This window comes from Plantactinospora sp. ZYX-F-223, from assembly GCF_039649625.1.
Classification (GTDB): Bacteria; Actinomycetota; Actinomycetes; order Mycobacteriales; family Micromonosporaceae; genus Plantactinospora.
The window spans coordinates 175,394-188,323 of record NZ_JBDJAV010000004.1 but is presented as its reverse complement, the minus strand read 5'-3'; the positions used below and the strand labels follow the sequence as shown (position 1 = coordinate 188,323).

At 70.4% G+C, this 12,930-nt stretch carries 9 protein-coding genes; 6 read left to right on the top strand and 3 right to left on the bottom strand.

Annotated elements, in window-relative coordinates; genetic code table 11:
- Nucleotides 1-44 precede the first annotated feature (44 nt).
- Both AAH979_RS05850 and AAH979_RS05845 read left to right on the top strand, forming a co-directional pair.
- A complete protein-coding gene (locus AAH979_RS05850; protein ID WP_346256990.1) occupies nt 45-1,361 on the top strand; it encodes an extracellular solute-binding protein in 1,317 nt (438 codons plus the stop codon).
- Between the two features lie 106 nt (nt 1,362-1,467).
- Nucleotides 1,468-1,680 (top strand): hypothetical protein, encoded by a 213-nt coding sequence (locus AAH979_RS05845; protein WP_346256989.1) that lies wholly within the window; start codon nt 1,468-1,470, stop codon nt 1,678-1,680.
- A gap of 110 nt (nt 1,681-1,790) precedes the next feature.
- On the opposite strand, the gene AAH979_RS05840 is transcribed toward AAH979_RS05845, so the two are convergent.
- A complete protein-coding gene (locus AAH979_RS05840; protein WP_346256988.1) occupies nt 1,791-2,162 on the bottom strand; it encodes a hypothetical protein in 372 nt (123 codons plus the stop codon).
- A gap of 620 nt (nt 2,163-2,782) precedes the next feature.
- On the opposite strand from AAH979_RS05840, the gene AAH979_RS05835 reads away from it, so the two are divergent.
- Entirely contained in the window at nt 2,783-4,939 is a 2,157-nt protein-coding gene (locus AAH979_RS05835; RefSeq protein ID WP_346256987.1) for a M1 family aminopeptidase, read from the top strand.
- A 142-nt stretch (nt 4,940-5,081) separates the two neighbouring features.
- On the opposite strand, the gene AAH979_RS05830 is transcribed toward AAH979_RS05835, so the two are convergent.
- On the bottom strand, nt 5,082-6,197 hold the full coding sequence (locus AAH979_RS05830; protein WP_346256986.1) for a LacI family DNA-binding transcriptional regulator: 1,116 nt from the start codon (nt 6,195-6,197) through the stop codon (nt 5,082-5,084).
- Nucleotides 6,198-6,426: 229 nt separating this feature from the next.
- On the opposite strand from AAH979_RS05830, the gene AAH979_RS05825 reads away from it, so the two are divergent.
- The gene (locus tag AAH979_RS05825; protein ID WP_346256985.1) at nt 6,427-8,073 is read left to right on the top strand and encodes a sialidase family protein; all 1,647 of its coding nucleotides are present in this window, start codon (nt 6,427-6,429) and stop codon (nt 8,071-8,073) included.
- A gap of 92 nt (nt 8,074-8,165) precedes the next feature.
- Complete coding sequence (locus tag AAH979_RS05820) at nt 8,166-11,441, top strand: hypothetical protein (RefSeq protein ID WP_346256984.1); 3,276 nt, start codon at nt 8,166-8,168, stop codon at nt 11,439-11,441.
- Here the strand turns inward: AAH979_RS05820 and AAH979_RS05815 are convergent.
- Nucleotides 11,438-11,878, bottom strand: coding sequence for a hypothetical protein (locus AAH979_RS05815; protein ID WP_346256983.1), 441 nt, complete (start codon nt 11,876-11,878; stop codon nt 11,438-11,440). The two genes, AAH979_RS05820 and AAH979_RS05815, sit on opposite strands and share 4 nt — an antisense overlap.
- A gap of 112 nt (nt 11,879-11,990) precedes the next feature.
- Between AAH979_RS05815 and AAH979_RS05810 the strand changes: the two genes are divergently transcribed.
- Nucleotides 11,991-12,911 carry a hypothetical protein gene (locus tag AAH979_RS05810; RefSeq protein ID WP_346256982.1) on the top strand — a complete coding sequence of 307 codons (921 nt, stop codon included), beginning with the start codon at nt 11,991-11,993 and terminating at the stop codon, nt 12,909-12,911.
- Nucleotides 12,912-12,930: the final 19 nt, after the last annotated feature.

Genomic DNA, 12,930 nt, shown 5'->3' with positions numbered 1-12,930 from the left:
ACATGACGCCACACACCTCGTCCCGAAACCACAGGAGATTCCAGATGACATCGTCAGGCAGTCTTCCCGCCAGCTCGCTGTCCCGCCGTAACCTGCTCCGGCTCGTGGGCCTCGGTGCCGGCGCCACGCTGGGCGCGGGGGCCCTCGCCGGCTGCGCCCCGTCGACCACCGGATCCGCCGGGTCGTCGAGCGACGACGGCGGGAAGGACTTCTCGTTCACCGGGTGGTCGCTCAACGAGGCGTCGACGAAGGACGCGCTCCAGGCGCTCCTCGACACGTACGCCAGCGCCAACGGCGCGAAGATCACCACCGCGTCGTACCCGTACAACGACTATCTCAACCAGGTGCTGCTGCAGGTCCGTGGCGGCACGCTCACCGGCGCCGTACAGGTGGACGTCGCCTGGCTCGCCACCCTGGCCGCCACCGGGAAGCTGGTGGAGTTCGGCTCGCCGGCGACCGGTGGCGGCTACACCCAGGCGGCGCTGGACATCGGGAAGGTCCAGGGCAAGCAGTACGGACTGCCCTGGACCACGGCGGGGATCGGCCTGATCGGCAACTCCGAACTGCTCGGCAAGGCCGGCATCAGCACCCCGCCGACCACCATCGAGGACTTCGAGCAGGCGCTGCGCGCGCTCAAGGGGCTCGGTAACGGGATCGTGCCGTGGGCGGCGATGACCAAGGTCGACCAGCTCAAGGACTTCATCGCCTGGATGTGGGCGTTCGGCTCGCCGGTCGTCCAGGATGGCCAGGTGGTCGTCGGCGACGACGCCAGCGTAGCGGCGCTCACCTGGTACAAGAAGCTGTACGACGAGAAGCTCATCGCCCCCGACGTGAACCGGTTCGACGCCCGTGCCCTGTTCGCGCAGGGAAAGGTCGGCTACTACGAGGACGCCATCGCGGGCCGGGGCGCGGTCCTCAAGACCGCCCCGGACAAGCAACTCGGCGAGAAGCTGCGGCCCACCCCCCGGCCAGTGCTGACCACCGGAGCGAAGTCGCGCAACCTGGCCTGGGGACACGCGATCGCGGTCGTGCAGGGCAGCGGTGCCGAGGCGGCGACCAAGTTCGCCGCGACGCTCACCAGCGACCCGAAGTACGGCGCCGATTGGTTCGCCAAGGCAGGGCTTCCGCCCACCACCACGGCGGGGCTGTCCGGTGCGGAGGTCCAGGCGGACGTGTTCACCAAGGAGTTCACCGCCAGCATCGGGGCGTCCGCCGAACCCGACCCGTTCTGGATCTACCCTCAGTTCGCCCAGATCGAACAGGCCCTCGCCACCGGCGTACAGGCCGTACTGGTGGGGAAGGCGTCCCCGAAGGACGCCCTGACCACGGCCCGCGAGCAGATGCAGGCGCTGACGAAGTGACCTTGCCAGGCGGCGTGCGGGCGATCGCGGTCCTGCGGTCGCCCGCCCGCGGGGTGGTCGCGCTCTGCGTGCACTCGTCGGACCTGGTGTCCGGAGTGATGGGAGCGTGGCGCCAGCACCCGATGACCTGGACGAGGCGGGCTCCAGCAGTAGCGCAGCCGACGGAGACACCAACGGGTGGCGGACCTGGCACGGATCCTCTCGGCTCATCGGAGAACTCGACAACCAGGAATCCGGCCGCCGGTACCTGAATCTGGGCTTCTACCAGCCCCAGCGGATCCTCAACAACGATCCGTTCTTCGTCTCCATCGACCGCTGACCGGTTCCCGGGTTGCCGGCGCTGCTCGCGGCGCCGGCAACCCGGAAGGGTGCAGCCGGAGCAGTCGATGCCCGGTGACCGTTCGAGGGGGTGATCCCCGGCCTCGCCGGCTACGCCGCCGCTCGGCTCATCGCGGTACCGGCCAGCCCGTTCAGCGTGGTCAGGTCGGCCGCTCCCAGGTATGAGTCCGACATCATGACCACCACCAGGTAGTGGCCGACCGCAGCCGCGACGTAGCCGACGTAGCGGTCGCCTTCGTCGTAGGTGCGGAGGAACAGCACCGTGTCCGGCCCGAGGTGGTCTTCGGCGACCGGGTCGAAGCCCTCGTCGTAGCCACCTACCCCGCACCGGGCGAGCTGCGCCTTCAGCTCGGTGACGTACGCATGTGCCCCGTCGCCGCGGTACCAGGCGACGTTCTGGTAGACCCGGAACCGGGTACTGAGGTCCGCTGCCTCGGCGCGGCTCACGACCGGCTGCGGCATTGGCGTGTCCGGGCACGGTTGGGGCAGCAGCGGCCACCTCAGTCCGTCCTCCACCGGCCCCGGCACGGCCCCCCGGAGATCCTCCGGTTGCAACATGACCCGGTCAGGGATTTCCGGTGGCCGCTGCTGCGCCACCGCCGGCCCGCCAACCGACACGACCGCCAGGATCAGGGCCGTGATCACAATCAGTGTCCTTCGCATGCGGACCATCATGCCCATCGCCGACAATCGATGGAAGGCACCCGGGCCGAGCCTCCCTGAGTACGCGTGCTCACGACGGGGCGACCACTCGGTGCCTCGGCAGTCCTTCCCTGTTGTTGACGAGTCCGGGCTGCGACCGGTCCGAAGTGCCGCCGGGGCGGTACCGGAGATCCGCGGATCACGCCCACCCGGCGCTCGACCTGTTCCATCGGAAGTGCCCCACCAGACCGCTGCCAGCGGTACCGACAAGGTGTAGGGCCGGAATGTGTCGGCAGTAGACAGCGGGTCAGGCCGCTCCGCTCCGTATCGTGAGCGCGTCGGTGGTCGCGCTGGCCTACGGAGTCGATAGGAGGGCGCACCGGACCGAGGTCCACGTCGGCCGCCGAGGAAGAGTCGTCCCAGCTCCCCGCGGAGAACAAATGTTACGCAGAGCGACACTCGTCATCTCGACCGCACTCGCCGTCGTCCTGGCCCCGACTCCGGCCGGTGCGATGGCCGCCGCCCAGGGCACCTTCAGCCCCGGCGCGGCGGGTGCGGGCGACCCCTACCTCCCCCTCGACGGCAACGGGGGGTACGACGTCCAGCACTACCGGCTGGAGATCGGCTACACCCCCGCCACCGACGTGCTGACCGGCGTCGCGACGATCACCTCGGTCGCCAGGCAGAACCTCTCCGCCTTCAACCTCGACCTCGACGGGCTGACCGTCCGTTCGGTCACGGTCGGCGGGCACTCGGCCAGGTGGAGCCGGGACGGGGGCGAGTTGACGGTCACCCCGGCGTGGGGCGTCGCCCGGAATGCCACCTTCACCACCGTGGTGCGCTACGACGGCGTACCGCAGACGATCGACGACCCGGCGATCGGCACCTCCGGCTTCGTCCACACCGCAGACGGCATGGTCGTGGCCGGCCAACCGCACGTCGCCGCCACCTGGTTCCCGGTCAACGACCACCCGAGCGACAAGGCGTCGTACACCATCCGGATCACCGTGCCGGACGGCCTGACGGCGGTCTCGAACGGCGTCCTGACCGGCCGCTCCAGCCGGGACGGCCGGACCACGTGGAGCTGGGACGCCCGGCAGCCGATGGCTTCATACCTGGCCACCGCCACGGTGGGCCGGTTCGACCTGCGCGCGTACGAACGGGACGGGATCCGCTACTGGGACGCGGTCGACAGCGAGCTGACCGGGCCGGTCGTGCGGCCACGCACCGGGGACCGGCTGCTCTACTCCCGGAGCGGCGCGCCTGGCTACAAGCGGCTCTCCCGGACCATCGACGTCCCCGCCGACGGCGCGCAGCTCAGCTTCTGGGCCAGCCTGGACACGCCGGACCCGGGCTTCTTCTTCGTCGAGGCGCACACCGTCGGGTCGGACGACTGGACCACCCTGCCGGACGCCGACGGCTACGCCAGGGACTACGCCGGGTCGATGTGCGACAGCATCCCCGGCACGCATCCCTTCCTCGCCCACTACCTGAGCGTCGGGCCCGACGGCACGTGCGCGCCATCCGGCACCACCGGCAGGTGGTTCGCGCAGAGTTCGTTCAACTATGGCAGCGAGTACGGCAGGTGGACGGTCGATCTGGCCGCGTACGCAGGCAAGCGGGTGGAGGTCTCGCTCTCCTACGTCACCAAGGCGCCGGGCCCGGCCGACGACACGACCGAGCGCACCGGCGTATACCTGGACGACCTCACCGTCTCCACCGGGGCCGGCAACACCTCCTTCGAGGCGGACGGGGATGTCCTGGACGGCTGGACCACGCCGGGCGCTCCGGCGGGCAGTCCCGCCAACCCGAACACCTGGGCCGCCACCACGGTCGACGGGCTGCCGTCCGCAGGCAGCGTCATCGATCGGGCACTCGGCCGCCAGCCCGAGATCATCGAGTTCCTCGCCGACGCGTTCGGCCCGTACCCGTTCCCCACGGCGGGCGCCATCGTCGACAAGGCGCCACTCGGCTTCGCGCTCGAGACCCAGACCCGGCCCGTCTACTCACCCGACTTCTTCGCGTACCAGAGCCAGGCCGACAGCGTCGTGGTCCACGAACTGGCCCACCAGTGGTTCGGCGACGCCCTGACGGTCCGGCAGTGGCGGGACATCTGGCTCAACGAGGGGTTCGCGACCTACGCCGAGTGGCTCTGGGAGGAGCACGACGGCGGCTCGACGCCCCAGGAAACCTTCGACTACTACTACCGGGAGTTCCCCGCCGAATCACCGAGCTGGCAGCTGAAGATCGGCGATCCCGGTGCGGCGGAGCTGCTCTCCCCGGTCGTCTACAGCCGCGGGGCGATGACGCTACAGGCGCTGCGGGTCACCGTCGGCGACGCCGCCTTCTTCGACATCCTGCGCACCTGGACGGCTTCCCGGGCGGGTGGCACGGTCAGCACCGACGAATTCATCGCGCTCGCCGAGCAGATCTCCGGGAAGTCTCTCGACGAGTTCTTCGCCGCATGGCTCTACAGCACGACCAAGCCGGCGGCGCCGGGCGTCCGGCGCGGCCCCGACCAGCCGAGGAAGGATCTGGTACGCGAGCCCCGGTTCAGCTCGTCGCTCCGGCCCGACGGGCCGCCGATGCGCTACTGATCGACCGGCGGGAACCGTCCCGGTGGTACGAGCCGGCCCACCGGCCCGTACCACCGGGACGGGCTCGGCTTCGGGCGCGCCCGGCGTGTGCGTGCGCGGCTGTCGTGAGCCGTCGGTGTGGTCGCGGTCCGGAGAGCCGGCATCATGATGTCGACACTCGGGTCTGCCGTGGTTGTCGGCGGGGTCGCCGCTGTCTCGACGGTACGGGCGGCGGCGCGACGGTGGCGCCCGGCACGAGCGGGCACTCGGCGCTCTCGCACTGGGCCGCCTCCGTCGCCTCCGCTTCCTCTGCCGGCTTCAACAGCCGAACCAGCAGCCGGGTCGCCTGTCGGCCCATCTGCTCGCGGGGCACCACCAGCCCGGTCCAGGGCGTGTCGTCACCGCGGGCACCCGTGGAGTCACCGAGAACGACGATGCTCAGGTCGCCCGGAACCGACATGCCCTGCCGCTCACCGCACGCCAGGAGCTCCTGGGCGAGGACGTGCTGCTCCGCGACGACCGCGGTGACGCCGGCCCGCCGGATCTCCGCGAGCAACCCCGCCACCTCGTCCGGCGACTCGAGTGTCCACACCGGGCCGACGGGCCGGCGCAGGTCTCCGGCCGGCACCGCGCGCCGGAACCCCTTCTCCCGGTCGCGGCTCGGTTGGGCGTCACCGTTGCCGATCCGCGCGTACACGACCCGCTCGTGTCCCACCTCGAACAGCCGCTCGGTGAGCCGCTGCGTCGCTCGGGCGTAGTCGGCGGCGACATAGGGGATCGGCGGACCGCTGACCTCGCGATGTCCCACGTAGACGAACGGGTAACCGGAGTCGCGAAGCTGCTCGATCTCCTCGACATTCGGATAGCGGCCGAGGAGCAGCGCACCGTCGGCCAGGGCCAGCCGCGTCGACCCGTCCCGGAAGATCTGCCGGCCGCCGGCAACGCCGGTGAACAGCAGCAGATCGTACCCGAGCTCGGCGGCCTCCTGCTCCATGCCGAGCAGGAACGGGAAGTAGAAGTCGAGGCTGGTGGTGGGGAAGACCGGTTCAAAGGTGTAGACGCCGATGATCCTGTTGCGCCCGCCGGCGAGCGACCGCGCGGAGGCATTGGCGACGTAGCCCAACTCGCGGATGACGCTCAGCACCCGCTCCCGGGTCGCCGGGCTTATCCGCACGCCCGCGTCGCGCTCGTTCAGCACGAGCGAGACCGTCGTCTGGCTGACGCCGGCGAGGCGGGCGACGTCGGCCTGGATCGGTCGCCTCGCCGGTCCGCGGGTCATTCCTGCCCCTTGCTAATGCGCCCGACTGTGGTGATCGCAAGCTTCACCCGGGGGTTGCGGCAGTGTCAAGGGAGCTGGCACGAGTCTCCTGACGGCCAGCGGCAAGAAACGAGCCGGAAATGCTAATACCCATTAGCGTCTGGTGTCATGATCAGGACGGCGGTAACGTCCGGAAAACCTCGTCGACGTCGTGCAATGCCCGGAGCCCTCCGTCCAAGGAGACATTCGCATGGTCCTGCCCATCAGCCGGCACGGCGTACCACGACGAACCGTCCTGGCCGCCGGTGCGGCCGCAGCGGGCGCGGCGGTCCTCGGCGCGCGTCCCGCCCTCGGCTCCGGCTCCACACCAGTGGCACGCGACGGGTTCTTCGCCGAGTCGACGGTCTGGGCCAGTGGCGAGGACGGGGTGGTGACGCACTTCGTCTACGGCCTGGCGGTCACTACTCGGGACACGGTGCTGGCTTTCAGCGAGGCGCGCCTGAGCCGCGCTGATGACGGCGCACACCACGTGGTGTGCCGACGCAGCGTCGACGGCGGGGCCACCTGGGGCGACAGCATCGCGATCGAGGCAAGCGAGGGGGAGGAGAGTTGGGCGAACCCGACGCCGCTCGTCGACCGGTGGACCGGCCGGGTCTTCGTCTTCTACGCGCTCAACGAGCACAACGCGGCGAGCCGGGTGTTTTTCCGGTTCACCGACGACGACGGTCGAAGCTGGTCCGACCGCAGCGAGGTGACCGGTCTCTTCGACGGTGACGAGCACGAATGGACGTTCCATCTGCCCGGGCCGGGCCACGGGATCCAGCTCGCCGACGGCCGGCTCGTGCAGCAGGTGTGGCACCGGCGCGGCGTGGCGTTCCCGGCCGACCAGCGGCGGTACGGGGTCGGCGTGATCGTCAGCGACGATCACGGCGCCACCTGGCGGGCCGGCGGGGTGGCCCCGGTGTCGCCGATATACCCGGTCAACGAGTCACGCCTGGTGCAGCGGCCCGACGGTTCGATCGTCCTCAACGGCCGGTACTCCAGCGGCGGCGTCCACCCCCGGATCACCGCGGTCAGCGTCGACCGGGGCGAGTCGTGGTCGCCACTGGTGTTCGACTCGTCGGTGGCACACTTCACCGCCGTGGATGCCAGCTTCACCCGCTACACCGGTGGTCCGGGCAGCCATGCCGTCTCCCGGACGCTGTTCAGCCGGCCGGACAGCACCGCTGCGCGGGAGAACCTGACCGTGAGCCTCAGCTACGACGAGGGATGCAGCTACCCCTACAGCAGGACCGTCTACCCCGGACGGTCGAGCTACTCGGACATCGCCCGGCTCGCCGACGGGACGATCCTGGTGTTGTACGGCAAGGATGTCAGCACCAACAACGCCGTCGACCACGTCGCGCTCGCGCGCTTCGACCTGGCATGGCTCACTGGTGGTGAGGACTCGCTGCGGCGGGGTCCCCGGATCAGGGAGTTCCGCCTGCCGGCCGAGACCGCGCGGTGGCGGGTCAGCGGGGGTGCCGCCGAGGCCGTCGTCGATCCGAACGCGTCGGGATACCGCCTGCTCGACTACGCGGCGGCGGCACCGGGCGACCACCTCGAGCTGTCCGTGCCGGTACCGCTGCCCGGTGTCTACGTCGTGACGGCCCGGTGCCGGCAGGACGCCGCAGCGGGCGTCGTCAGTGCCTCGATCGTCGGCGTCGGACCGGGAGAGACCTTCGCGCCGGCCATCGACGTCGGCACCGCCTTCCGCGAGTTCTCCTGCGGACGCTTCACCATCGCCCGCCCCGGCACCTACCGGCTGCGACTCGCGGTCGACGGACCCGGACCCGGCGGCGGGACCGGACTCGGCCTCGACCACATCCGCCTGACGCAGGTCCCGCCCGGTCGATGACGCCCGCTCGCGTTCGCACCGTCGAGCCAATCTCCCCGCAGATAGACCGTCGGCTCTCGCAGGCACCTGCTCGACCGCACTCGGAGGTTCCCATGACCCGGCCCGAAGCGGGACTCGCCCGCCGCGCCCTGCTCCGGTACGCCGCGGCCGGAGGCGCCGGCGCCGCAGTGCCCGCCCTGCTGGCATCCGGTGCCGCCGCCGGCACCACCGACGGCGGCGGCGACGGTGACGCCCTTGTCCTGCAGAACCACGCGATCAGCCTGAGATGGCAGCACACCCCCGACGGTTGGGCATTGACCTGGCTGCGGAGAAAGCGGCACAACGGCTGGCGGACCGTCCTCACGCCGTCCGGCCGGTACGGCATCTGGTCGGCCGGCTCGGCTCCGGACGCCGACAGTGTGCGGCGGGTGACCGCCGGAACCCGGATGTCGTTCCTTCCGCAGCGGGCGAGCCGGCGGGGGCAGACGATCACCTTCGTCGCGACGCAGCCCACCGGCACCATGCGGGCGGTGTGGCGGCTCGACCCTGCCGCCGCGACCGACGTCCTGGTGACCCTCACCTGGACGCCGAACAGCGCCGGCTGGTATTCCATCCCCAGCCCGACGCTCGGCACTCTTGCCGACGACGACCTCGGCTGGGGCGTCATTCCTGGCTACTGGTCGTCGGCGACCTCGGCGACCGACGACACGTTGACCTACCAGTACCAGGTGGGCGTGCCGACGGTACCGCTGGTGACCACGGAGGCCACGACGACCAGCCTCAGCGCCATCCTGCGGAGCCGCACCCAGGACGTCACTCTCGCCGTCATCGCCGACCCGTCGCTGGCCCGCGACCCGTGGGCCAGCAACGCCTCCACGCAGAGCACCTGGCAGGTGGGCATGTCGCTACGGGCGCTCACCGGCGAACTCAGCCCGACGAGCGTCTACCCGGTGCTCGGGCAGGCCGGCTCGCAGCTCGCCGCCGGCGAGTCGGTCACGGCGACGTTCCGGTACGTGCTCAGCGACGACGGCTGGTACGAGGTGGCCAAACATGCCACCCGGGACGTGTACCGGCTGGGCGACTATCTGGCCCTGGCGAGTGCGGCCAACTCGCTGTCGCATCGGATCAACCGGATGCACGACTTCATCGTCTCGCCACGCTCCCAGTGGCACACCTGGGAGTACGCCGGGCTGACCCTCGGCGCGGAGAGCGGCAAGCTCTCCGACGTCGGTGCGATGTGGATGATGGACAGGCTCACCGGTGACCCGATCATCCGCCATGACCGGCTGCCGGTGGCCCGGAACTTCAAGCTGGCCCAACAGCAGACCACCGAGGGGCCGTTCCACGGCGCCGCGCTCGGCGAGTACTTCATGAACGGTGGCTGGGTCAGCGAGCTTCCCTGGACCAACAACCCCACCCCGGACTACGTTTCGCCGATCTTCACCACCTTCTACACGCTCGCCGACATGGGCAACATCGCCCTGTTCGACCCGTCGGACACCGAGATCCGGGATCGGATCCGGCTCGGCGCCGAAAAGCTGTTGAGCTGGCAGCACGACGACGGCAGCTTCGACATCGGCTACCAGCGGGAGAAGCCGGACGTCCGGCAGTACCCGGAGCTGCCCGATCTGCGTGCCACCTGGTACGGCTTCGTCGCCGCGTACCGGATCCTCGGCGACGCCCGGTACCTGGCCGCGGCCCGCCGCGGCGCCGACTGGTTCATCGAGCACGCGGTCACCACCGGTGACTTCGTCGGGGTCTGCGACGACGCCCGGCTGACCCGCGACTTCTCCGTCATCTTCGCCGCGCAGGCCCTGCTCGACCTGCACGAGCTGACCGGCGTCCCGTTCTATCGGGACGCGGCGATCGCGTGCGCCCGCTTCTACACGCTGCACATCTTCGACCATCCCACCGCCACCACGACCACGAAGACCTTCCACGGTGTCGAAATGGCGGACTGGCAGACAAGCCAGGTCGGCCTCAGCTACGAGCGGTCCGGCTACACCGGCAGCGCGAGATGGGCCGGGCCCATCCTGCTGGCCAGCCACGCCGGTGCGTTCGTGCGGTTCTTCCAGCTCACCGGCGACGTGCACTTTCTCGACCTGGCCCGGGCCGCGGCCCGCGGCCGCGACGCCTTCGTCGGTGCCAGCAGCGGCATCCCGTCGTACTACTGGTCGGCCGGCAACGGCGGTGACAGCGTCTACCCATGGCACGGCTGGTGGCACATCGGGTGGGTACTGGACTACCTGCTCGCCGAAGCCCACCTGCGCACCGGCGGCAAGGTCAGCTTCCCGCCCGGACTCTGCACCGCCAAGGTGGGTTCCCACCGGCCGTACGGCTTCGCCGCCGGCCGGCTGTACGGACAGCCGGTGGACCTGTGGATGCCACGGACCCTGCTCACCGTCGACGACCCCAATGTGGACGTCATCACCGCGCGCTCCACCGACGGCACCCGAGCGTACGTGGTGGCGCTCAACCAACTCGGCCGGGCCACCTCGGCGACCGTGACGCTCAACCCGCGCGGCGTCGAACCGGGCCGTCGCGCCAGTTGGACGGGCTGGCGGGCCGTCACCGGAAAGGTCGCCAGGACCGGCGACGCCGAGTGGTCGCTCTCACTGCCCCCGAACGGCGTCGCCGTCCTCGCTGTCGACGTGAGCCTCTCCGACGACCCGCTGGGGCCGGAGTTGCGCGGTGTCACGGTCGATGGCGAACCCTTGACGCCACTGGTCTTCTGGTCGTACCTCGCCACGGTCGAGAGCTGGGCGCAGTGGCGGGTTGCCGGGGCGCAGACCTGGACCGACACCGCCCACGAGACCGGGTATGCCTTCACGCAGACCCTGGACCTGTCGACCCTCGAGCGGCCGACCGTGGTGCAGGTGCGCGTCGCCACCCGCCTGCCGGACGGGACCGTCGGATACTCGCCGAGCACCGAGTGGAAGGTGCCCGAGGTGTACATTCCGGACGGCCCGAACCTCGCGCTGAACCGGCCGGTCGAGGTCAGCTCGACATACCAGCCGCGGTACACCGGCGACCTGGCGGTGGACGGCAACGCCACCTCGAACGCCAGCCGCTGGCTCTCCGCCCTCGGCGACGCGCAGCCGTCGATCACCGTCCACCTCGCCGCGCCGACCACGCCGAGGCTGGTGCGGCTCTACACCGGCGGAGGGACCCTTTCCCTTCGGATCGTCGCCGGCATCGTGCAGACCCGCGGCTCTGACGGCACCTGGGCGCAGGTCGGCGCCTTCACCGGCAACACCCTTCCGGTGGTCGACATCCCGATCGACTCCGGCCCCACCGACCAGGTTCGCCTGGTGGTCACCGAGCGGTCCACGGACGAGATCGACGTGGCGCGCGTGCACGAACTCGAAATCTACGACAAGGTGCGTTAGGGCAGATCTGCTGGATCTTGAGGCCGAACGCTGTGTTGGCTGAGGGTGGCGTCGGCTCGCTGTAGATATTCCCGGGTCGCGCGGTCGAAGACGCCGGTGGGCAGTGCCCACGCGGTGTCTTGGGGCTTGCCGAGCCTGCGTAGTGCTGCTGGTATTGCATCGGTCCAGCCGAAGGCGCCGCGGCGTTTCGTCCGTTGTCGATACAGTGCCTGTCCGGTCTCGGTGTGCCAGTAGCGGTCGGCTTCGGCTCGGGCGCCGATGAGGCCGGCGGCGATCAAGCGGGGCACGGCTTGGGTGAACTCGGCCTCGGTCAGGACGGCGTGGTTGATGGCGTCGGCCTTCGCGATGACGTGGGTGAGGGTGTAGCCGTCGTCCGGACCGGTTCCCTCGATAGAGGAGAAGACCCAGGCGTCAGCGATCGTCCATGTGGCGGCCACAGCCGCCAGGATAGGAGCCGTCCGCGCGGTCGTGGTCACCGCTCAGCCTTGGCGCGGCGTCGGCAGTCGGGTCTGGTCCGGTGCGTTCGGTGACTATGGCACAGTCCTGAGTGTGGCGTTGGACGAGCTGCCGGACTGGTTGCCGGCTTGGTGTCGTGACCATCTGGGCGGCGAACCCGCCGGCGTGCTGTTCCAGTCGCGACAGGTCTCGATGGTGTTTGGTCTGCGGTTGGCCGGCGGCAGGGACATCGTGGTCAAGGCGCGCGCCGACGAGGGCCGGGCCTCGTCGTGTGTCGCGGCGCAGGCCCGGCTGGCCGAGCGCGGGTTTCCGTGTGCCCGGCCGCTCACGCCGGTGGTCGGTGTCGGTGCACTGGCCGTGCACGCCGAAGAATTCCGGCCCGGAGGCGAGGTGTTGCACGGGGACGCCCCGGACATTGCTGTGCGCTGCGCGGAGGTGTTCGCCGGGCTGATGGCCGAACTTGCCGGCGTGAGTGTCGCGCCGCCGCTGCCGAATCCGCCCTGGGTGCGCTGGGACCACACCGATTCTGGGGTGTGGCCGGCGATCGATATTCTCGACAGCCGGGACCAGAGTGCCGTGTCCGAGCACATTGTCGAGACGGCTGAGCGGGCCCGGGAGCGGCTGCTGGCCGCCGGCTTGCCGTGCGTGCTCGGCCACGCCGACTTCGAGGCGCAGAACCTGCGGTGGCAGGGCCGGCAGGTGTGGGCGGTGCACGACTGGGACAGCCTGGCATGGCAGCCGGAGGCGGCGCTTGTGGGAGCGGCGAGCGGGTCGTTCGCCAGTTCCGGGCCGCCCACGCTGGCGCCGATCGAAAGCTCCGAGGCGTTCCTGGTGGCTTATCAAGACATTCGACGGCGCCTGTTCACGGCCGTGGAGCTGGAGATCGCATGGGCGGCCAGCCTGTGGATGGCTGCGTACAACGCCCGGGAGATGGCACTGTGCGGTGGCGCTCCGGCGGGCGCTGATGCGCTGCGGGTGCAGGCAGCCGAACGCCTCCGCCGGGCTAATGCGTAACATCAGCACCCAAATTCAG